General features: G+C 70.2%; 18 protein-coding genes. 11 read left to right on the top strand and 7 right to left on the bottom strand.

The annotated features are described in order from the left end of the window. The 4 genes from ACFO27_RS08600 to ACFO27_RS08585 form a co-directional block, all read right to left on the bottom strand. On the bottom strand, positions 1 to 1613 hold a 1613-nt coding region (locus tag ACFO27_RS08600), incomplete at its 3' end, for an ATP-binding cassette domain-containing protein (RefSeq protein ID WP_376816973.1). A 6-nt stretch (positions 1614 to 1619) separates the two neighbouring features. Then, complete coding sequence (locus tag ACFO27_RS08595; RefSeq protein WP_376816972.1) at positions 1620 to 2711, bottom strand: HlyD family secretion protein; 1092 nt, start codon at positions 2709 to 2711, stop codon at positions 1620 to 1622. Between the two features lie 14 nt (positions 2712 to 2725). After that, the gene (locus ACFO27_RS08590) at positions 2726 to 4186 is read right to left on the bottom strand and encodes an efflux transporter outer membrane subunit (protein ID WP_376816971.1); all 1461 of its coding nucleotides are present in this window, start codon (positions 4184 to 4186) and stop codon (positions 2726 to 2728) included. Between the two features lie 18 nt (positions 4187 to 4204). Further along, positions 4205 to 5959, bottom strand: a complete 1755-nt coding sequence (locus tag ACFO27_RS08585) for a PHA/PHB synthase family protein (protein ID WP_376816970.1) — start codon at positions 5957 to 5959, stop codon at positions 4205 to 4207. A 97-nt stretch (positions 5960 to 6056) separates the two neighbouring features. Between ACFO27_RS08585 and ACFO27_RS08580 the strand changes: the two genes are divergently transcribed. Continuing rightward, positions 6057 to 6752, top strand: coding sequence for a TetR/AcrR family transcriptional regulator (locus tag ACFO27_RS08580; protein ID WP_376816969.1), 696 nt, complete (start codon positions 6057 to 6059; stop codon positions 6750 to 6752). Positions 6753 to 6765: 13 nt separating this feature from the next. Here ACFO27_RS08580 and ACFO27_RS08575 read toward each other — a convergent pair whose 3' ends face one another. After that, complete coding sequence (locus tag ACFO27_RS08575) at positions 6766 to 9135, bottom strand: Tex family protein (protein WP_376816981.1); 2370 nt, start codon at positions 9133 to 9135, stop codon at positions 6766 to 6768. Between the two features lie 126 nt (positions 9136 to 9261). On the opposite strand from ACFO27_RS08575, the gene ACFO27_RS08570 reads away from it, so the two are divergent. After that, positions 9262 to 11262, top strand: coding sequence for an ATP-dependent DNA helicase (locus tag ACFO27_RS08570; RefSeq protein WP_376816968.1), 2001 nt, complete (start codon positions 9262 to 9264; stop codon positions 11260 to 11262). Positions 11263 to 11278: 16 nt separating this feature from the next. Here the strand turns inward: ACFO27_RS08570 and ACFO27_RS08565 are convergent, their stop codons facing one another. Continuing rightward, positions 11279 to 12073, bottom strand: a complete 795-nt coding sequence (locus ACFO27_RS08565; RefSeq protein ID WP_376816980.1) for an outer membrane protein assembly factor BamD — start codon at positions 12071 to 12073, stop codon at positions 11279 to 11281. A gap of 100 nt (positions 12074 to 12173) precedes the next feature. On the opposite strand from ACFO27_RS08565, the gene ACFO27_RS08560 reads away from it, so the two are divergent. From ACFO27_RS08560 to ACFO27_RS08525, 8 genes are all read left to right on the top strand, one after another. Continuing rightward, the gene (locus ACFO27_RS08560) at positions 12174 to 13151 is read left to right on the top strand and encodes an RluA family pseudouridine synthase (protein WP_376816967.1); all 978 of its coding nucleotides are present in this window, start codon (positions 12174 to 12176) and stop codon (positions 13149 to 13151) included. Continuing rightward, positions 13144 to 14019: a peptidoglycan editing factor PgeF gene (pgeF, locus tag ACFO27_RS08555; RefSeq protein WP_376816966.1), complete on the top strand. Its 876-nt coding sequence runs from the start codon at positions 13144 to 13146 to the stop codon at positions 14017 to 14019. The genes ACFO27_RS08560 and pgeF overlap by 8 nt, the downstream gene beginning before the upstream one ends. 184 nt (positions 14020 to 14203) lie before the next feature. Beyond that, positions 14204 to 15796: a class I poly(R)-hydroxyalkanoic acid synthase gene (phaC, locus tag ACFO27_RS08550; protein ID WP_376816965.1), complete on the top strand. Its 1593-nt coding sequence runs from the start codon at positions 14204 to 14206 to the stop codon at positions 15794 to 15796. A 13-nt stretch (positions 15797 to 15809) separates the two neighbouring features. Next, complete coding sequence (locus ACFO27_RS08545; RefSeq protein WP_376816964.1) at positions 15810 to 16547, top strand: 3-ketoacyl-ACP reductase; 738 nt, start codon at positions 15810 to 15812, stop codon at positions 16545 to 16547. Between the two features lie 2 nt (positions 16548 to 16549). Next, positions 16550 to 17122 carry a polyhydroxyalkanoate synthesis repressor PhaR gene (gene phaR, locus ACFO27_RS08540; RefSeq protein WP_376816963.1) on the top strand — a complete coding sequence of 191 codons (573 nt, stop codon included), beginning with the start codon at positions 16550 to 16552 and terminating at the stop codon, positions 17120 to 17122. 121 nt (positions 17123 to 17243) lie between these two features. Further along, positions 17244 to 17780, top strand: coding sequence for an iron transporter (locus ACFO27_RS08535; RefSeq protein WP_151025514.1), 537 nt, complete (start codon positions 17244 to 17246; stop codon positions 17778 to 17780). A 1-nt stretch (position 17781) separates the two neighbouring features. Continuing rightward, positions 17782 to 18129: a cupredoxin domain-containing protein gene (locus tag ACFO27_RS08530; protein WP_376816962.1), complete on the top strand. Its 348-nt coding sequence runs from the start codon at positions 17782 to 17784 to the stop codon at positions 18127 to 18129. Positions 18130 to 18154: 25 nt separating this feature from the next. Continuing rightward, positions 18155 to 19015 carry an FTR1 family iron permease gene (locus tag ACFO27_RS08525; RefSeq protein ID WP_376816961.1) on the top strand — a complete coding sequence of 287 codons (861 nt, stop codon included), beginning with the start codon at positions 18155 to 18157 and terminating at the stop codon, positions 19013 to 19015. 68 nt (positions 19016 to 19083) lie between these two features. On the opposite strand, the gene ACFO27_RS08520 is transcribed toward ACFO27_RS08525, so the two are convergent. Beyond that, a complete protein-coding gene (locus ACFO27_RS08520) occupies positions 19084 to 20103 on the bottom strand; it encodes a zinc-binding alcohol dehydrogenase family protein (protein ID WP_376816960.1) in 1020 nt (339 codons plus the stop codon). Positions 20104 to 20183: 80 nt separating this feature from the next. Here ACFO27_RS08520 and ACFO27_RS08515 point away from each other — a divergent pair, with 80 nt between their 5' ends. Then, positions 20184 to 21602, top strand: a complete 1419-nt coding sequence (locus tag ACFO27_RS08515; protein WP_376816959.1) for a 4Fe-4S binding protein — start codon at positions 20184 to 20186, stop codon at positions 21600 to 21602. Positions 21603 to 21766 lie beyond the last annotated feature (164 nt).

Raw genomic sequence — 21766 nt, 5'->3', positions numbered from 1 at the left:
GCGGCTTCGCCGCTGGCCTCCAGCAGGTAGCCGATGAAGGCTTCTTCCAGCGTCCTGGCGCCGCGCTTGCGCACCAGTTCGGCGGGCCGGTCGCTGTCGAGCACGCGCCCCGCGTGCATCATGGACATGCGGTCGCAGCGCTCGGCCTCGTTCATGAAATGGGTGGAAATGAAGATCGTCACCCGGTCGCGGCGCGACAGCGTGATCAGCAGGCGCCAGAAATCGTCGCGGGCGATGGGGTCCACGCCGGACGTAGGCTCGTCCAGGATCAGCAGTTCCGGCTCGTGCACCATCGCCACGGCCAGCGACAGCCGCTGGCGGATGCCCAGCGGCAGGCTGTCGGGCAGCGTGTCCAGCGCCTCGCCCAGGCCGAAGCGTTCCACCATGGCCTGGACCCGGTCCGGGATGCGGTCGGGCGGGACGTGGAACAGGCGGGCGTGCAGGACCAGGTTCTGGCGGACCGTGAGCTCGCCGTACAGCGAGAACGACTGGGACATGTAGCCGACCCGGCGGCGCACGTCCAGGTCGTTGGGGTCGATCTCGTGGCCGAACAGCCAGGCGCGGCCCTCGCTGGCGGGCAGCAGCCCCGTCAGCATCTTCATGGTGGTGGACTTGCCGCAGCCGTTCGAGCCCAGGAAGCCGAAGATTTCGCCGCGCCGGATGCGGAAGCTGACGTGATCGACGGCGACGAAATCGCCGAAGCGCATCGTCAGGCCCTCGGCCTCGATGGCGATGTCGTCGTCCGAGCCCTCGGGCAGCGGGGGGATTTCCACCGGGGCGTAGCCTTCGCGCCGGGAGGGCGGCAGCAGATGGATGAAGGCCGATTCCAGCGTCTTCTGGCCGGTGGAGGCCAGCAGTTCGGCGGGCGCGCCGGTGGCCAGGACTTGGCCCTGGTCCATGGCGACCAGCCAGTCGAAGCGCTGCGCCTCGTCCATGTAGGCGGTGGCCACGATCACGGTGATGCCGCCCCCTTGGCGCTGCGCGCCGTCCCCCCGAGGGGGAGTGGGCCCTTGGGGCGGCCCGGCGTGCCCGCCCGGCTGGCCGGCGCGGATGCGGGCGATCAGATCCCAGAACTGGGCGCGGGCGAGCGGATCGACCCCGGTGGTGGGCTCGTCCAGGATCAGGAAGTCCGGGTCGTGGATCAGCGCGCAGCACAGGCTGAGCTTCTGCTTCATGCCGCCCGACAGCTTGCCGGCCGGGCGCGACAGGAAGGGATGCAGGCCGGTGCTGCGGGTCAGGTCGTCGATGCGGCGGCGCCGCTCGGCGGCCCCGTGGCCGAACAGCCGCGCGAAGAATTGCAGGTTTTCCTCGACCGAGAGGGTCGGGTAGAGGTTCTTCCCCAGCCCCTGCGGCATGTAGGCGATGCGTGGGCAGGCGCGGTCGCGGTGGGCGCGCTGCGCCATGTCGCCGTCCAGGACCTCGACCCGGCCCTCCTGGATGACGCGGGCCCCGGCCAGGATCGACAGCAGCGTGGACTTGCCCACGCCGTCCGGGCCGATCAGGCCCACCATCCGACCGGCCGGGATCTCCAGGTCGATCCGGTCCAGCGCGCGGGTTTTTCCGTAATGGTGGCTCAGTCCCCGGACCCGGGCCGCGACGGCAGGCAATGTCATGGGCGCTTACTCGGGCAGCTGGACGCCGGGCAGGCGGACGGCCAGGGATTCCGGCCAGGGCTGCGCGGGATCGGTGCGCACCCAGGCCACGCCCGGCAGGCCGGTCTTGACCTGCTCCAGGTTCTTCAGCAGCAGCTCGACCGGCAGGCGGGCCTTGACGCGGAACATCAGCTTCTGGCGCTCGCTGGCGGTTTCCACCGTTTTCGGGGTGAACTGCGCCTGGCTGGCCACGAAGGAGACTTCGGCCGGAATCACGTACGCGGGCGCGGCGTCCAGGATGATGCGGACCTCGCTGCCCATCGCCAGGCGCCCGGCGGCGGCCTCGGGCATGAAGAAGGTCATGGAGACGTCGGCCAGGTCCAGCATGTTCAGCACCCGGCCGCCGGCGCCCAGGACTTCGCCGGGCTGGGCCACGCGCAACTGGATGCGGCCGTCGCGCGGGGCCTTCAGGCTGCTGTCCTTCAGGTCGGCCTCGATGCGGGCCACCGTCGCGGCGGCGGCCGCCACGGCGGATTCGGCGCCCACCAGGTCGGCCTTGGCCGCCGACACGCCCGCCTGGGCGGAGACGACCTGGGCCTTGGCCGCCGCCAGGCCGGCTTCGGCGCTGTGCAGCCGGGCCTGGTCGTCGTCCAGTTCCTGTTGCGACGCGGCTCCGCGCTGCGCGAGGGAACGCGAGCGGTTCAGGCGCTGCCGGGCGGCGAACAGGTCGCTTTCGCGCTGCTTGACGACGGCCTGCTGCGCGGCGACGTCGCTTTCCCTCAGGGCGACCTGCGCCTGGGCGGCGGCGACGGCATGCCCGGCCTGGCGCTGGCGGGCCCGGGCCTCGTCGAGCTGGGCCTGCAGGGAATCCAGGTTCATGATGGCCAGGACCTGGCCGGCCTTGACGAAGTCACCCTCGTTGACCAGGATCTGGTCGACCCGGCCGGGCAGCTTGGTGGCGATGTCGATTTCGGTCGCCTCGATGCGGCCGTTGCCCTGCATGAAGCCGGGGCCCGGCCCCTGGTCCTGGGCGCCGCGCCAGATGCCGTAGGCGCCGGCCGCCACGGCGATGACGAGGATCAGCGGGAGTCTTTTCTTGATGTGGTCGGTCAGGTTCATGGTCGATTCGATTTTCAGTTTGCAGTCCCGGCCTTCGGGGCGGGAGCCTGGGGATTGGCCGGCGCCGGGTCCGCCCCGCCGCCCAGGGCGGCGAACAGGGCCACCTGGCTGGACAGCCAGGCGCCGCGGACCTGTACCAGCTGCTGCTGGGCGGTCAGCAGGTCGCGCTGTGCGTCGAGCACCTCCAGATAGGGCGCGGCCCCGCTGTCGTAGCGCAGCTGCGCCAGCGCGGCGCGCTCGGCCTGGGTCTGCGCCATGCGGGCCTGGATCTCCATCTGTTCGGCCAGCCACTGGCGCGAGGACAGGGCATCCGACACTTCCCGGAACGCCGTCTGGATGTCCCTTTCGTAGGTGGCCACCGCCATGTCGCGGCGGACTTCCGCGACGTCCAGGTTGGCCCGCAGCCGGCCCGCCGTGAAGATCGGGACCTCGATGACGGGGGTGAACACCCAGGCGCGGCTGCCGCTCTCGAACAGGCCGTCCAGTTCGGTGCTGGCGGTGCCCAGGGACGAGGTCAGGGAAATGCGCGGCAGGAACGCCGCCCGCGCGGCCCCGATCCGGGCGTGGGCCGCCCGCAGCTGGTATTCGGCGGCGCGGATGTCCGGGCGGGCCAGCAGCACGTCGGCCGGCAGGCCGGGCCGCAGGGATGCCAGCGGGGTGGCGTCCAGGCTGACGGAGGCGGCGGGCTGGAGCCCGGGATCGGTGCCCGTCAGCAGGGCCAGCGCGTGCCGGGCGGCGGCCCGCTGCTGTTCGATCTGGGCGCTGAGCGACTGGGCCTGGATCAGCAGGGTGCGGACCTGGGTGAGTTCCAGCTCCGAGGACGAGCCGATCTTCCGGCGCTGTTCGAAGATGTCCAGCGACTGCTGGCGATTGGCGACCGCGTCCCGGGCCAGGAGGGCCCGCTGTTCCAGTTCGCGCAGCGAAAGCGCGGCGTCGGCCACCTGGCGGATCAGGGCGATCTGCACGCTCTGGCGGGCGGCGTCGGTCGCCAGCCATTCATCCAGGGCGGCGTCCTTCAGGTTGCGGACGCGGCCCCAGAAATCGATTTCCCAGTTGGTCAGGCCGACGGCGGCCTGGTACTTGGATTGCGCCACGGTCCGGTCCGGCAGCGGCGCGGCGATGTCGCGGGTGCGGGCGCCCTGGCCCTGGGCGCCGATCGCGGGCAGCAGTTCCGAGCGCTGGATGCGGTAGGCGGCCTCGGCCTCGCGCACGCGCAGCACGGCCAGCCGCAGGTCACGGTTGTGTTCCAGCGCCAGGCCGATCAGCCGGCGCATCTCCGCGTCCTGGAAATAGCGGGACCAGTCCAGGTCGGCCAGCGCCCGGGTGGTTTCGGCCTGGGTGTCGGCCGGCCAGGCGTCGGCCACCGGCAGCGGCGGGATCTCGGTCCGGGGGGCCAGGTTGACGCAGGCCGTCAGGGCCAGCAGCAGGCCGGCGGCGCCCAGGGAGCGGAAAATCGGGTTCGTTTGGCTTGGCATGTCGCGGGGTTCGGGGGGTCAGGTTTCCAGCACGTAGCGTCCGGGGGCGTCGCCCAGGGCCGGGCGGCCGGGGATGCCCAGGGGCGGCGGCGCCTCGGGCGCGCCCGAGCGGTCCGCCAGCCACTGCGACCAGGCGGTCCACCAGGACCCGTCGTTCACGGGGGTGGAATCCATCCACTCGTCGGGCGGCAGGAAGGGATCGCCGGGCCGGCGGATGCGGATGCGGTACTGGCGCCGGGGATGGCCGGGCTCGTTGACGATGCCGGCGTTGTGGCCGCCGCTGGTCAGCACGAAGCTCAGCTCGCCCGGGAAGAACTGGTGCAGCTTGTAGACCGAGCGCCAGGGGGCGACGTGGTCGGTCACGGTGCCCACGGCGAACATCGGCAGGCGGATGTCGCCGATGGACACGGGCCGTCCGCCCACGGGGTAGCGGCCGGCGCTCAGGTCGTTGTTCAGGTACAGCCGCCGCAGGTATTGGGAATGCATGCGGGCGGGCATGCGGGTGGTGTCGGCGTTCCAGGCCATCAGGTCGTTGATGGGCCGCCGTTCTCCCAGCAGGTATTCGTGGATGACGCGCGACCAGAGCAGGTCGTAGGACCGCAGCATCTGGAAGGCGCCCGCCATCTGGTCGGCGCTGAAGTAGCCCCGGCGTCCCATCTGGGCTTCGAGCATGTGGACCTGGGCCTCGTCGATGAACAGGCCGATTTCCCCCGGTTCGCTGAAATCGACCTGGGCCGTGAACAGGCTGACGCTGGCGAGCCGCGCGTCGCCGTCGCGCGCCATGGCGGCGGCCGCGATCGACAGCAGCGTGCCGCCCAGGCAGTAGCCGGTGGCGTGGACGCGGCGCTCCGGCTGGATGCGCCCGATGGCGTCCAGGGCGGCGAAGAACCCGTGGCGCAGGTAGTCGTCCATGCCCAGCTCGGCATCCTGGTCGGTGGGATTCTTCCAGGAGATGCAGTAGACGGTGTAGCCCTGGTCGCGCAGGAAGCGGACCAGGGAATTGTGCGGCGACAGGTCCAGGATGTAGTACTTCATGATCCAGGCCGGCACCAGCAGGACCGGTTCCGGGCGCACGGTTCCGGTCGTGGGGGCGTACTGGATCAGCTCGATCAGCTGGTTGCGCAGGACCACCTTGCCCGGGGTGGCGGCCACGTCGTGCCCGACGCGGAATTTGTCCGCCCCGGCGACCGGCATCTCGGCCTGGTGGCGGATGATGTCCTCCAGCAGATAGCCGCCGCCGCGCAGCAGGTTCATCCCGCCTTCCTCGACCGTGCGGTTGAGGGCGACCGGGTTCGTCCAGAGCTGGTTGCCGGGCGACATCATGTCCAGCCACTGCCGCGCCCAGAACGAGATCTGCTGCATGTGGTGAGGATCGGTGCCGCACAGGTCGGACGTGGCTTCTTCCCACCAGGCCTGGGTCAGCAGGAATCCCTGGTGCAGCAGGTTGTACGGCCAGCGGCACCAGGCCGGGTCGCTGAAGCGGCGGTCGGTCTCGGGCGGCGTGACGCAGACCCGGGACGGATCCCCGGACGCCTTCAGGCAGTCGTACAGGTAGAGCGCCAGTTCGCGCTGGTGGCTGGCGGCCAGGCGCAGCAGTTCGGTCTGCTTGCCGGGCGAGGCCGCCATGTGCAGGGCCCAGTCCAGCCACGCCAGGCTGAGCGAGGCGGGCGAGAGCGACGCGAAGGCGCGCGCCTGGCTGGCGTGGAAATATTGGTCGGTGGCCCGGGCTGCGGCCCGGAAATCTGTGGTGCGGCCGTTCGAAGATGGTGGCATGGCGGTCCCCCTTAACGACTTTTTAGTCGATAATTCACCCGCCAGTCATGATGCAGATCAATGGCGCCGCCGAACTTTTCTTCCAGAATCAATCGCCATGCCGAACACTTCGTCCTCGAACCCGCCCTCCGCCGGCCCTCCGCCGGCCGCTCCCGGCCGCAAACCCCGGAATCGGCGCCTGCCCGCCCACGAACGCCGCGACCAGATCCTGGACGCGGCCTTGCACGAATTCTCGGAACGCGGGTTCGGCGCGGCGCGGATGGACGACATCGCCGCCCGGGCCGGCCTGTCCAAGGGCGGCCTGTACGCGCACTTCGAAAGCAAGGATGCCGTGTTCCAGGCGCTGATGCAGCGCATGCTGCTGCCCGACCTGCTGTTCGGCGAACGGCCGCCCTCGGCGGATGCGCAGTCCCCGCAGGCGGCGCTGGCGGCCCTGGTGGACAGCTTCCTGGACCGCGCCTACGAGCGGTTGGGGGACGATGACTTCATCCGCACGCTGCACCTGCTGATCGCCGAGGGGCCGAGGGTGCCGGAGGTCCTCGGAAGCTGGCGCGAAAATCATCTCCGCCTGTTGCAGAGCCAGCAGGCCATGATGCGGCGCGCGGTCGAGGGCGGCGCCCTGCGCGACAGCGCGCTGACGGACATGGTGCAGCTGATCCACGCCCCCATCCTGCTGGCGGCCGTCCTGAGGATGCTGCAGGACGACACGCACGTGAGCGCCGTGCTGCCCCGGCTGCGGGCGGCCCATCGCCGCCTGCTGCTGGAGCAGATGCTGCCGCACGACCCCGCCTGAGGCCGGCCGGGACTCAGTTCTTTCTCAGCCGCGCGAAGGCTTCGGCCATGGCGCCCTGGGGCGCGGCGGCGGGCCGGTCGGATCGTCCGCCGCGCGGGCCGCCGCGGCCGCCCGGCCGTCCGGCGCCCTGGCCCGCGCCGGCTGCGCCGCCCGAGGGGCGCGGTTCCGGATCGTCCTTGCGCATGCTCAGGGCGATGCGCTTGCGCGCCACGTCGACTTCCAGCACGCGCACCTGCACCGTCTGGCCCACGCGCACCACGTCGCGCGGGTCCTTGACGAACTTGTCGGCCAGGGCGGACACGTGCACCAGGCCGTCCTGGTGCACGCCGATGTCCACGAAGGCGCCGAAATTGGCGACGTTGCTGACCACGCCCTCCAGGACCATGCCGGGCGCCAGGTCCTTGATGTCGTGGACGCCTTCCTTGAATTTCGCCGTCTTGAATTCGGGGCGGGGGTCGCGGCCCGGTTTTTCCAGTTCCGCGAAGATGTCGCGCACCGTGGGCAGGCCGAAGCGCTCGTCGGTGAAGTCGGCCGGGGACAGGCCCTTGAGGGCCTGGGCGTTGCCCATCACCGCCGCGGCGGGCTGGCCGGCCTTCAGCAGGATCCGTTCGACCACGGGGTAGGCCTCGGGGTGCACGGCCGAGGCGTCCAGGGGGTTGTCGGAGCCCGGGACGCGCAGGAAGCCGGCCGCCTGCTCGAAGGCCTTGTCGCCGAAGCGGGGCACGTCGCGCAAGGACTTGCGGTTGCGGAAGGCGCCGTGCGCCTCGCGCCACTGGACGATGTTGCGCGCCAGGGACTGGTTCAGCCCGGACACGCGCGTCAGCAGCGGTGCCGAGGCCGTGTTCACGTCCACGCCGACGGCGTTCACGCAGTCCTCGACCACGGCGTCCAGGGAACGGGCCAGCTCGCGCTGGTTGACGTCGTGCTGGTACTGGCCCACGCCGATGGCCTTGGGCTCGATCTTCACCAGTTCGGCCAGCGGATCCTGCAGGCGGCGAGCGATGGAGACCGCGCCGCGCAGGCTGACGTCCAGCTCGGGGAATTCCTGGGCCGCCAGTTCGGAGGCCGAATAGACCGAGGCGCCGGCCTCGGACACGACGACGCGCTCGAAGGCCAGTTCGGGGTGGCGCTCGCGCAGCGCGGCGACCAGGTGTTCGGTCTCGCGAGAAGCGGTGCCGTTGCCGATGGCCACCAGGCCGATGCGGTGGCGCGCGACCAGGGCGGCCAGGGTCCGCAGACTGCCCTCCACGTCGCGGCGCGGCTCGAAGGGGTAGATCGTGGCGGTCTCCAGCAGCTTGCCGGTGGCGTCGATGGCGGCGACCTTGACGCCCGTGCGGATGCCGGGGTCCAGGCCCAGCACGGCCTTCGGGCCGGCGGGCGCGGCCAGCAGCAGGTCCTTCAGGTTGGCGGCGAACACGCGGATGGCCTCGGCCTCGGCCGTTTCGCGCAGCCGGCCGATCAGCTCGGTCTCGAAGCCGGTCAGCAGCTTGACCCGCCAGGTCCAGCGGCAGACTTCGGCCAGCCAGTGCTGGCGGGGGGTGGCGCGGGCGTCGAAGCGCGCGTCCAGGTCCAGGATGCCGGCCACGCGCGCCACGAAGGGGTGCGGGGTTTCGGCCTCGCGTTCGGGGTCCAGCCCCAGGCGCAGGTCCAGGATGCCTTGCTGGCGGCCGCGCAGCAGCGCCAGGATGCGGTGCGAGGGCAGGGTGCGCAGGCTTTCGCTGAAGTCGAACCAGTCGCGGAAGTTCGCGCCCTCGGTTTCCTTGCCCGCCACGACCTGGGCGGTGATCCGGCCGGTGTTCCAGAGCTCCGTGCGCAGGGTGTCGAGCAGCGTGGCGTTTTCCGCGAAGCGCTCGGCCAGGATGTCGCGCGCGCCGTTCAGGACGGCGCGCGCGTCCTCGAAGCCGGCCTCGGCGTTCAGGTAGCCGACCGCGAGGGCCTCGGGGTCGGCCCCGGCGTCGGCCAGCAGGGTGTCGGCCAGGGGCTCCAGGCCGGCCTCGCGGGCGATCTGGGCGCGCGTGCGCCGCTTCGGCTTGTAGGGGGCGTACAGGTCCTCCAGCCGCTGCTTGCTGTCGGCTTCCAGGATCTGCGCCCGCAGGGCGTCATCCAGTTTGCCCTGTCCGGCGATGGAGTCCAGGATCGCCACGCGGCGGCCTTCCAGCTCGCGGATGTAGAGCAGGCGCACTTCCAGCTGGCGCAGCACGGTGTCGTCCAGCCCGCCGGTGGCTTCCTTGCGGTAGCGGGCGATGAAGGGCACGGTGGCGCCGGAGTCCAGCAGGTCCACCGCCGCCGCGACCTGGGCGGGGCGGGCGTCGAGTTCCGCCGTCAGCAGCCGCAGGACGCGGGCGGGATCGACGGCATGGGTCTGGGAATCGGAGCGGGTCATGGTCATGTGTGTCGCGTAGCGTAGTACCGGTACAAGCGGCGCATTTTGCCACACCCGCTCCGTCCGGCCGGGGTTCCCTGGCGTATCATCCGGAGGTTGATCCGCATCCACGTCCCGCCCCGCATCATGTTTTCCGACGACCTCGCCGACCTCTTCGGCCCCGACGGCCCGCTGGCCCGCCAGCTGCCGGGCTACGTGCCGCGCGCGGCCCAGCTGGAGCTTTCCGAGGCCATCCGCGACACCCTGGAAGGCGGCGGCGTGCTGATCGCCGAGGCCGGCACCGGCACGGGCAAGACCTGGGCCTACCTGGCGCCCGCGTTCCTCTCGGGCGGCAAGGTGCTGGTGTCCACCGGCACCCGCACCCTGCAGGACCAGCTGTTCCGCCGCGACATCCCGCGCCTGCGCGACGCGCTGGCCCTGCCGGTGGACGTGGCGCTGCTCAAGGGGCGCGGCAACTATGTCTGCCACTACCACCTGGAACGCGTCGAGCAGGACGAGCGCGCCCTGAAGTCGCGCGAGGAAATGCCCCAGCTGCGCGCCATCCGCCGTTTCGTGCGCGAAAGCGGCAGCGGCGACCGCGCCGACCTGCCCGAGGTGCCGGAAACCGCCGACATCTGGAACCGCGTGACCTCCACCCGGGAAAACTGCCTGGGCCAGGAATGCCCCTATGTGCGCGACTGTTTCCTGCTGAAGGCGCGCCGCCATGCCCAGGAAGCCGACGTGGTGGTGGTCAACCACGCCCTGTTCATGGCGGACCTGGCGCTGCGGGAAGAGGGCGTCGCCGACCTGCTGCCGGAGACCCGGCTGGTGGTCTTCGACGAGGCGCACCAGTTGCCCGACACCGCCACCCGTTTCCTGGGCCAGAGCCTGTCGCTGCACCAGGTGCTGGATTGCGCCCGCCAGGCCGAGGCGGCCGGGCTGGCGCACGCGCGCGAAACCGTCCGCTGGAGCGAACTGTGCCAGGCCCTGGACGCGGCGGCGCGCGACCTGCGCCTCGTCAGCGCCCCCGTGGGGCGGCTGCCGGGCGGCCGGGCGACCTTCGAGCAGATACCCGAGGCCGAGGCCTTCGACCAGTCCCTGGACCGCCTGGCGCAGGCGCTGGACGGGCTGGCCGAATCGCTGGGCGCCCAGGAAGAGCGCCACCCGGACCTGGCGGCGGCCGCCCGGACCGCCCGCACCCTGCGCGCCCGCTTGTGGCAATGGGCCCATCCGGCCCGCGGCGAAGCGGAAACGGAGGACCAGGCCGCCGTGCGCTGGATCGAGCACAGCGCGCACTCGGTGCGGCTGCAGCGGGCGCCCCTGTCGGTGGCGCGGATCTTTTCGGGGTTCCGGCGGCCGGGCCAGTCCTGGGTCCTGGCTTCGGCCACCCTGTCGGTACGCGGCGATTTCCAGCACTTCCAGCGCCAGCTGGGACTGGGGGACGCCGAGACGCGCAGCTGGGCCTCGCCCTTCGACTATCCGGCGCAGGGGCTGCTGTACGTGCCCCGGTCCCTGCCGTGGCCGAGCGATCCCGGCTTCACGGATGCGTTCGCGCGCGCCCTGCTGCCGCTGGTGGACGCCTGCGCGGGCGGGGTGCTGGTGCTGTGCACCACCCTGCGCGCCGTCGACCGGGTGGCCGATGCCCTGCTGCGCGGCATGCTGTCCTCGGACCGGCCGGTGATGCGCCAGGGCGAGGCCTCGCGCGGCGTGCTGCTCGAGCGCTTCCGCTCGGCCGGCAACGCGGTGCTGGTGGGCAGCACCAGTTTCTGGGAAGGCATCGACGTGCCGGGCAACGCGCTGACCCTGGTGGCGATCGACAAGCTGCCGTTCGCCCCGCCCGATGATCCCGTGCTCGAGGCGCGCCTGAATGCTTGCCGGGCCGAGGGCGGCAATCCCTTCATGGAATACCAGTTGCCGCAGGCGGCGCTGCTGCTCAAGCAGGGCGCGGGGCGCCTGATCCGGTCCGAGACCGACTGGGGGGTGCTGGTGGTGGGCGACGGGCGCCTGGTGGACAAGCCCTACGGGCGGCTGCTGTGGCAGGGGCTGCCGCCCTTCGCCCGTACCCGGGACGCCGAGGTGGCCCTGGATTTCCTGGGCCATCCGCCCGGCCAGCGGGAGCCGGCCGCCGAGGACGCCGCCGGGTCCTGAGCGGCGCGCCCGGGGATCAGAACCAGTTGATGGGGTTCCAGCGGTTGACGGGCTCGTCCAGGCCCTGCTTGTAGTACTTGCTGTCCGGGAAGTTCTGGTCGAGCACGCGCTTGGCGTCGTCGCGCAGTTCCGGCAGGTTCAGCTTGTCGTAGCTGAGCATCATCAGGTAGAGGGCCTTTTCCGCGATGGGCACGCCCTTGAAGTCGGTGACCACGGTCTGGGCGCGGTTGGCCGCCGCCACGTAGGCGCCGCGTTCGTAGTAGTACTGGGCGATGTGGACTTCGTTCTCGGCGATGGTGTTGACCAGCCAGGCGGCGCGCTTGCGGGCGTCGGGCGTGTAGCGGCTGTCGGGGTAGCGCCGGATCAGCTCGTTGAAGGCTTCGTAGGATTCGCGCAGGCCCTTGGGATCGCGTTCGCTGGGATCCTGGCGCGTGAAGTTCGACAGGATGGCGCTGGGCGGCGTGAAGGTGATCATGCCCTTCAGGTACAGCATGTAGTCCGTGCCGGGGTGGTTCGGATATTGCTGCATGAACCGGTCGATCGCGGCCTTGGCCTGTTCGGGTTCCTCGTCCTTCCAGTTGACGTAGGCCTGGTCGATCAGGGACTGCTGCGCGTAGATGCCGAAGGGGTAGCGGGCTTCCAGGGCTTCGAGGTTCTTGCGGGCGTCGGACCAGTTGCCCGAGCTGATGTCGGAGCGGGCCTGGCTGTAGAGGCGTTCCGCGCTCCAGCCCGCGGTCGGATCGATGTTGCCCTTGGTCGAGCTGCAGCCCGCCGCCAGGGCCATGCACAGGCAAGCCAGGACCAGCCGGATGCGGGTTGACAGGGCTTTCGGGAAAACGGGGGCATGCGCGGCCACGGGGCGTCCTTGGTCAAGGTGTTAGCATTGTCGGCAGATTATATGATTTGTCGCCATGCCGTACACGGATATCGCCACCGAAGACACCGGCCCCGACGCGCCCGAGGTGTTCCGCCTGCCGCCGGACATCCTGCCGGACCGGCTGGACAAGACGCTCGCCCGCCTGATGCCGCGGCATTCGCGCAGCCGCCTGCAGTCCTGGATCGAGGACGGCCACGTCGAGGTCGACGGCGCCGTGGGCAAGGTGCGCACCCGGGTGGGGCCCGGCGCCCTCATCCAGGTCTGGCCCCAGCAGGCGCCCGAGGATCTGGCCTTCGTGCCCGAAGACGTCGCCTTCCGCGTCGTGGACGATTCCCCGGACTGGATCGTGGTGGACAAGCCCGCTGGACTGGTGACGCATCCGGGCGCGGGCAACTGGCACGGCACGCTGCTCAACGGCCTGCTGTTCCGCTATCCGGAACTGGCCCGCGTGGCCCGGGCCGGCATCGTCCACCGGCTGGACAAGGACACCTCGGGGCTGCTGGTCGTGGCCCGCACGGAGACCGCCCAGACGCAACTGGTGCGCCAGCTCCAGGCCCGCACGGTCAAGCGCGAATACTGCGCGCTGGTGCACGGCGCGCTGTCGGGGCGGGGCACGGTGGACGCGCCGATCGGCCGCGACGCCCGGGTTCCGGTCCGCATGAGCTCGGACCGTCCGGTGGCGCCCAAACCCGCCGTCACCCATTACGAGTCCCTGGGCGTCGGGCATTTCGGCGGGCTCGCCGTGTCCCGCGTGTTGTGCCGCCTGGAAACCGGCCGCACGCACCAGATCCGCGTCCACATGGCCCGCTTGAGGCATCCCCTGCTGGGCGACACCCTGTATGGCGGGCGGCTGGAGGCCGGCGCCGGCCGGCAGATGCTGCACGCGCGCGCGCTGGGCTTCGACGATCCCGTCACCGGACGGCCCTGCGCCTTCACGGCGGAGCCGCCGGACGATTTCCGCCGCGTGCTCGACGGCATACTCTGGGAAGGCGATGGCGACGACCGTGCTTGAACCGGCTCCCGGCCTGCGGGGCGTGACGGGCGAACCCTGGACCGGCGTGCGCTATTTCTCGACCTGGCGCGTCGGCGGCGTCAGCCTGGCGCCCCGGGACAGCCTGAACCTGGGCACGCACGTCGGGGACGACCCGGAGGCCGTGCGGGAAAACCGGTCGCGGCTGCGGCGCGCCTTGCCGGACGAGCCGGTCTGGCTGGAACAGGTGCACGGCACCGACGTGTTCGACGCCGACGCCGCGCCGGCGTCCGATGCGCCCGTCCCCCGCGCCGACGCCGCCGTGACGACCCGGCGCGGCCGCCCCCTGGCGATCATGACCGCCGACTGCCTGCCGGTCGTGCTGGCCGACGAGGCCGGCACCGTGCTGGGCGTCGCCCATGCGGGCTGGCGCGGACTGGCGGCCGGCGTGCTGGAAAACACGCTGGACGCGATGCGCCGCCGGGCGCCGGCCGCGCGCTGGCGCGCCTGGATCGGGCCGGGCATCGGCCCGCGGGCCTTCCAGGTCGGGCCCGAAGTGCGGGAAGCCTTCCTGGATCTGGATGCGGGGTTGGAGGCCTGCTTCGTTTTCCAGCCGGATCGCGGTCTTTTTGCCGCTGGACCGTCCGAAGGCGAAAAGCGCCTCCTCGGGGGACAGCAAGCGGCCGCAGGCCGCGCGGCGTGGGGGCCTCGATGGCTGGCCGACCTGGCGGGCCTGGCGCGCGCCCGGCTGCTGCGCGCCGGCGTGGACCGGGTGGAGGCGAGCGGGGAATGCACCTGGACGCGGGCGGACCGGTACTTTTCCCATCGGCGCGATCCCGGGTCGGGCCGGCAGGCGACAGTGGCGTGCCTGACGGATCCGAGCGGCATGCGGGCCGCGAGGCGGGCATAGCGGGAGACCGTTATTTTGACCCATGCCGGCTCCGGCATGCGCGCTATTCGGGCTAGCGACTTACCCGAATTGACGCGATTTGCCACAATGACAGAATAGACAGACGAAAGGTTCCGTGTTGTTTCGGAATCTTGGCGGTACAAGGGATGGTGGAATGGCTGATCGGAATTCTTCACAAAGGCGGATGCCGCCCGGGGTCGCTCCCGCTCAACTGGCGTCCATTCAGTCAGATTTCATCCAGGCCTGGCAGTCGCTGCTGGATCGGTTCCGGCAGGGCGCGCTGACGCCGCCCGCCGACCGCCGCTTCTCGTCGGACGCCTGGGCCGGCAATCCCCAGGCCCTGTTCTCGGCGCACGCCTACCTCGTCATGGCCGACGCCCTGCGGCGCCTCGCGCAGGCCGCCGATCTCGAAGACGCCGCGCGCGAACGCCTGCAGTTCTCGATCATGCAATGGGTCGAGGCCGCCTCGCCGTCCAATTTCCTGGCGTCCAATCCCGACGCCCAGCGGGCCCTGGTCGACAGCGGCGGCGAATCCCTGCAGCGGGGGCTGGCGAACCTGATGCGCGACCTGACGCGGGGCCGCATCACGCAGACCGACGAATCCGCCTTCGTGCCGGGCGAGAACCTGGCCGTCACCCCGGGGTCGGTGATCTACGAAAACCCCCTGATGCAGCTCATCCAGTACCGGCCGCAGACGGAAAAGGTCCGCCGCCGGCCCCTGCTGATGGTGCCGCCCTGCATCAACAAGTACTACATCCTGGACCTGCAGCCGGCCAATTCCCTGGTGCTGCACGCCGTGCAGGCCGGGTTCGAGGTCTTCATGGTGTCCTGGCGCAATCCGCTCCCGGAGGACCAGGACGACATCGAGCGCAAGACCTGGGACGACTACGTCGAGGACGGCGTGCTGCGGGCCATCCAGGTCGTGCGCGACGTGACCCGCCAGGCGCAGATCAACGCCCTGGGCTTCTGCGTGGGGGGTACGCTGCTCTCCAGCGCCCTGGCCGTGGCGCGCGCCCGGGACGAGGATCCGGTGGCCGCGCTGACCCTGCTGACCACCTTCCTGGATTTCCGCGAGACCGGCATCCTCGACGTCTTCGTCGACGAACAGCATGCCCGCGCGCGCGAGCAGCAGCTGGGTGCGGGTGGCCTGATGACGGCGGGCGAACTATCCACCACTTTTTCCTTCCTGAGGCCCTCGGAGCTGGTGTGGAACTACGTCGGCTCCAACTATCTGATGGGCGAGTCGCCCAGGGCCTTCGACCTGCTGGCCTGGAACGCCGACGGCACCAACCTGCCGGGACCGTTCTTCACCTGGTATTTCCGCAACACCTACCTGGAAAACCGCCTCGAAACCGGCCAGCTGCGCATCTGCGGCGCGCCGGCCGACCTGCGCGCCCTGGACATGCCGGCCTATCTGTACGCCTCGCGCGAAGACCACATCGTGCCCTGGACCTCGGCCTACGCCTCGACGCGGCTGCTGCGCGGGCCGCTGCGCTTCGTGCTGGGCGAGTCCGGCCACATCGCGGGGGTCGTCAATCCCCCGGCGCGCGGCCGCCGGGGCTACTGGTCCTGGGACCAGGACGCCGTCCTGCCGGGCGACCCAGACACCTGGCTGGACCAGGCGGCCCATGCCGGCGGCAGCTGGTGGCCCGACTGGCTGGACTGGCTGGCCGGGCATTCGGGCGACTGGCGGCCCGCCCGCCGCACCCCGGGCAATCGAAAATATCCCGCCATAGAACCCGCACCCGGGCGCTATGTCAAAGTCAAAGCAGTCTGAAAAGGAGAACACCATGAGCGGCAAACTGGCTTACGTGACGGGGGGCATGGGCGGCATCGGAACGTCGATCTGCCAGCGTCTCGCAAAGGAAGGCTTCACGGTGGTGGCCGGTTGCGGCCCCAGCCGGGACCATGCCAAGTGGCTCGACGAGCAGGCCGCGCTGGGCTACAAGTTCAGCGCCTCGGTCGGCAACGTGTCCGACTGGGATTCCACGGTCGAGGCCTTCATCAAGGTCAAGGAACAGTTCGGCCCGGTCGACGTGCTGGTGAACAACGCGGGCATCACCCGCGACGGCGTCTTCCGCAAGATGAGCCGGGAAGACTGGCGCGCCGTCATCGACACCAACCTGAACAGCCTGTTCAACGTGACCAAGCAGGTCATCGACGACATGGTGGACCGCCAATGGGGGCGGATCATCAACATCAGCTCGGTGAACGGCCAGAAGGGCCAGTTCGGCCAGACCAACTATTCCACCGCCAAGGCCGGCATCCACGGCTTCACCATGGCCCTGGCCCAGGAAGTCGCCAGCAAGGGCGTCACCGTCAACACCATCTCGCCGGGCTACATCGGCACCGACATGGTGCGGGCCATCCGCCCCGACGTGCTGGAAAAGATCGTCGCCACCATCCCGGTCAAGCGCCTGGGCACGCCGGAAGAAATCGGCTCCATCGTCGCCTGGCTGGCGTCCGACGATTCAGGCTTTGCCACCGGGGCGGATTTCTCGCTGAACGGCGGCTTGCACATGGGCTGATCATGGCGAGGCATACCACTTCACCCCAGGCGGAACGGCTCATCAAGAAGTACCCCAACCGCCGCCTCTACGATACCCAGTCCAGCGCCTACATCACGCTGGCCGACATCAAGCAGCTCGTCCTGGACAACGCGGTGTTCAAGGTCGTCGACGCCAAGACCGGCGACGACCTGACCCGCAGCATCCTGCTCCAGATCATCCTCGAAGAGGAATCCGGCGGCGTGCCCATGTTCTCGGCCGAGGCGCTGGCGCAGATCATCCGCTTCTACGGCCACGCCATGCAGGGCGTGATGGGCACGTTCCTGGAAAAGAACATCCAGGTGCTGATGGACATCCAGGATCGCATGGCCGAGCAGTCCCAGGGGCTGTACCAGCAGCATTTCGGCCCGGAGGCCTGGGCCCAGCTGATGAGCATGCAGACGCCGGCCCTGCAGAACATGATGAACAACTACATCGAGCAAAGCCGCAGCCTGTTCGTCCAGATGCAGGACCAGATGCAGGACCAGACGCGCACCATGTTCTCGGCCTTTCCCTTTCCCGGGCAGCCGCCCGAAAGCGGGAAAAAGAAGAAGTGACCGCGGGCCGGGCGAAACGTCCGGCCTCGCGTCGTATTTTCTTGATCCAGCTTCATTCCGTGGCGGTCTCCTGATGTTATAGTAACGAGAATCATTCCTCTTATTAGCACGGAGATCGTTCATGGTGAAAAAACTGTTCGTCGCGCTGGCCGGCATCGGCCTGGCTTCTTCCGCCCTGGCGGCCGAATATCCCATCGGCGAGCCCAGCGAGCTCAACGGGCTGGAAGTGGCGGCGGTCTATCTGCAGCCGGTGGAAATGGAACCGGAAGGCATGATGCGCGCCGCGAAGGACTCCGACATCCACCTGGAAGCCGACATCCACGCCACGGCGGACAACAAGAACGGCCTGCCCGAAGGCGCCTGGGCGCCGTACCTGAACATCCAGTACGTGCTGCAGAAGCAGGGCAGCGACAAGGTCCTGAAGGGCGACCTGATGCCTATGGTGGCCAACGACGGTCCGCATTACGGCGACAACGTCAAGCTCGAAGGCCCGGGCAAATACAACCTGACCTTCGTCATTGGCTCGCCCGAGACCGCGCACAACAACCACTTCGGCCGCCACGTCGACAAGGAAACCGGCGTCGCGCCGTGGTTCAAGACCTTCGAGGTCAAGTACGAGTTCGTCTATGCCGGCACCGGCAAGAAGGGCGGCTACTGACATGCGCGTCTGGATCGCGCTGGCGGCCCTGGCGTGGGCGGGCTGGCTTGCGCCGGTGCCGGCGGCCCGTGCCGCCGACATGCCGGTCTACACGCTGACCTTCAAGGCCGACGGCACCTTCGAACCGGCCCGCCTGGAAGTGCCGGCGGGTCGCTTCAAGATCGTCCTGGTCAACGAAAGCAGCGAGGCCGTCGAATTCGAAAGCCTGCCGCTGCGCAAGGAAAAGGTGCTGGGGCCGGGGGTGACCTCGTTCGTGGTGCTGTCCCTGTCGCGGCCGGGCGAGTATCCCTTCTTCGACGACTTCCATCCCCAGGTGAAGGGCACCCTGGTGGTGCTGCCCAAGCCCTGATGCGTACGAGCGGGTCCTGATCATCATGGAACAAGTCGCCTTCATCGTCTGGCGTGAAAGTGTCGAGGCCCTGCTGGTCGTCGGCATCCTGTATTCCTGGCTGCGCGCCTCGCCGGAAGGCCGGCGCGGGCTGCCCTGGCTGTGGGGCGGCGTGGGCGCCGGGCTGCTGCTGGCCGGCGCGCTGGCGCTGGTGCTGCTGGGGATTTCCTCCTGGCTGTCCGACGAGGGGCAGGAATGGTTCCAGGCCCTGATGGCGCTGGCGGCCTGCGGGCTGGTGGTCCAGATGGTCGTCTGGATGCGCGCCCATGGGCGCGGCCTGAAGCGCGAACTGGAATCGGGCGCGTCCGAGCAGATCGGCGGCGATCATTGGTGGGGCCTGCTCGCGCTGGTCATGATCGCCGTCGCGCGCGAAGGCAGCGAAACCGTGGTCTTCCTGTACGGCACCGTCCTGTCCTCGCAGGAATCGGGCGGCGTCGGCGCCATGGTCCTGGCCGGCCTGGGGGGATTCGCGGCGGCGCTGCTGACCTTCTGGCTGCTGCAGTTGGGCGGGCGGATCATCACCTGGCGGCGCTTCTTCAAGCTGACGGAGATCCTCTTGCTGCTGCTGGCCGGCGCGCTGCTGGTGTCGGCCACGGACCGGCTGATTTCCCTGGACGTGCTGCCGGCCCTGATGGACCCGGTGTGGGACACGTCCTGGCTGCTGGACACCGAAGGCGGGCTGGGCAAGATCCTGGCCGATTTCGCCGGCTATCGCGCCTACCCCGCGCTGTCGCAACTGCTGATCTGGCTGGCGTACTGGTGCGCCGTGGCGTGGCTGCTGCGCCGCGCCTCGCGCGCCGCCGCGCCGGCGCCGTCCGGCCGGGCCAAGGCGGGCGTGGTGGCCTAGCCTGTGGCCGATGCGCGGCATGCGCGGGGCGCGGCGGCCGGGGGCCGCCCGCACCCCGCGCCGCCGCTTCAGTCCCCGAAGCCTTCCAGCACGATCTTGCCCCGGGCGCGGCCGCTTTCCAGCAGGGCATGCGCCTTGCGCAGATTGGCTGCGTCGATCGGGCGCAGGATCTCGGTCAGCGTGGTGCGCAGCCGGCCCGCGTCCACCAGCCGGGCGACCTCGTCCAGCAGGCGGCCCTGTTCCTCGATGTCCACGGTCTCGAACATCGAGCGGGTGTACATGAATTCCCAGTGGATGGACACCGACTTGCGCTTGAACAGCTTGACGTCGATGCTCTCGGGGTCGTCGATCAGGCCCAGGCGGCCTTGCGGCGCGATCAGTTCCGCGATCTGCGCGGCGTGCCGGTCGGTCGCGGTGGTCGAGAAGACGAAGGCGGGCTGGCCGATGCCCAGGGCCGCCACCTGTGCGGCCAGGGGTTCGCGGTGATCCACGACGTGGTCGGCGCCCAGCGCCTCGACCCAGGCGCGGGTCTCCGGACGGGACGCGGTGGCGACGACGGTCAGGTCCGTGAGCGCCTTGGCGAGCTGGATGGCGATCGAGCCGACTCCGCCCGCGCCGCCGACGATCAGGATGGCGTTCGCCGCGCCGGGCACGGCGCGCCGCACGTCGAGCCGGTCGAACAGCATTTCCCAGGCGGTGATGGCCGTCAGGGGCAGGGCGGCCGCCTCGGCGTCGCCGAGCGTGCCGGGCTTGCGGCCGACGATGCGCTCGTCGACCAGGTGGAATTCGCTGTTGGCGCCCTGCCGGTTCAGCGCCCCGGCGTAGAACACCGCGTCGCCGGGCTGGAAGCGCGTGGCCTCGGGGCCGACGGCCGCGACCCGTCCGACGGCGTCCCAGCCCAGGACCTTCCACTCGCCGGATCCGGGGGACACGTTCCTGCGGATCTTGGTGTCGACGGGGTTGACGGACACCGCCGCGATCTCGACCAGCAGGTCGCGGCCCCGCGGCGCCGGGCGATCGAGTTCGATGTCGACCAGCGCGTCGTCGCGGTCGAGGGGGCCGGCCTGTCGGTATCCGATGGCTTTCATGAGGCAACTCCTGTTTGCTTGGAAGAGGGGATGCGGGGAGAATACCGCCTTGGCCACATGACGTGAAATGGCATAGCCGCATGATTTCGTCGCATTCGTTCCGTTCCAGTGTCGCTCGCGCGGGGGATTTCCTGCGCGATCACCAGCGCGCGATCCGGCGGGTGCAATGGACCATCGTCGCCGTCTACGTCGCCCTGCTGGCGATTCCGGCGGCCATGCCGCTGCCGGACCGCACCGCCTCCGTCTTCAACAATCTCACCATCCTGGCACAGTTCGCCTTCTGGGGCATCTGGTGGCCGTTCGTGCTGGTGTCCATCCCCCTGTTCGGGCGCGCCTGGTGCGGCCTGTTCTGTCCCGAGGGCGCCCTGACCGAGTGGGCCAGCCGGCATGGGCGCGGCCGGGCCATCCCGCGCTGGATGCGCTGGGGCGGCTGGCCCTTCGTGGCCTTCAGTCTGACCACGATCTACGGACAGCTGGTCAGCGTCTACCAGTATCCCTGGGCGGTCGCCGCCGTGCTGGGCGGCTCCACCGTGGCCGCCATGATCGTCGGCTGGCTCTACGGGCGCGACAAGCGCGTGTGGTGCAAGTACCTGTGCCCGGTCAATGGCGTGTTCAACCTCCTGGCCAAGCTCGCGCCCTGGCACTACCGGGTGGACGCCGCCGCCTGGCGCGCGCCCGTGCGGCGGACCGAATCCATCAACTGCGCGCCCCTGCTGCCCCTGCGCAACATGCAGGGGGCGGCCGAATGCCACATGTGCGGGCGCTGCAGCGACTACCGGGGCGCCATCACCCTGACGCCCCGCTCGCCGGAGGCCGAGATCGTCCACGTGGCCGAAGGCGGGGGCTGGCAGACGGCGCTGATCGTCTTCGGTCTGATGGGTCTGGCCGTGGGCGCCTTCCTGTGGAGCGCCAGCCCCTGGTTCGTGTCCATCAAGCAGTCCGCCGCGACCTGGCTGGTGGCGAGGGACATCTACTGGCCCCTGGCCGACAACGCGCCCTGGTTCATCCTGACCCACTACCCGGACGTCAACGACAGCTTCAGCTGGCTGGACGGCGCCGTCATCCTGTTCTTCATCGGCGGCGCGGCCGTCGTCGTGGGCGGCGCCGTGTTCTGCGGCCTGTGGCTGGCGGATCGCCTGCTGCCGGCGGCGGAAACCCCGGGGGTGCGGGACGCGGACGGCCGGCTGCTGCGCAGTCGCCTGGCGGGCGTGCACAAGCTTGCCCAGGGCCTAATCCCGGCGGCGGGCGTGGGGGTGTTCCTGGGGCTGTCGGCCACGACGCTGACCTTGCTGCAGCACGAGGGCGTGCCCACCGGCTGGGCCAATGCCGTGCGCTTCACCCTGCTGGCGCTGGCGCTCGCCTGGAGCCTGCGCTTCGAATGGCGGCTGGCGGGCCTGCGCACGCCGGAGCCGCTGCGCAGACTGGGGGCCGTGGTCCTGGTGGCGGCCGGACTGCTGCCGTTCTGCTGGGCCTGGGTGCTGTTCTTCGTGCGCTGGTGAATCCCGCCCCTTTGCCCGGACGTGTGCTTCAGGGCCGTGTGCGCCGTTGTTTGAAACATTTCACGACAGCCGGGGAAAAACCGCTATTCTTACCCCGGGAGCGCCGCCGCCCGGCGGGGCGCGCATGAATTCCCCTGCGTCTTTGCCTGCCCTTTCGATCGAGG

Origin of the sequence: Castellaniella denitrificans, from assembly GCF_042653765.1 — a bacterium.
GTDB classification, from domain to species: Bacteria; Pseudomonadota; Gammaproteobacteria; order Burkholderiales; family Burkholderiaceae_B; genus Castellaniella; species Castellaniella denitrificans.
The sequence above is the reverse complement of the archived record's forward strand: the minus strand, read 5'-3'. Positions and strand labels throughout refer to the sequence as shown.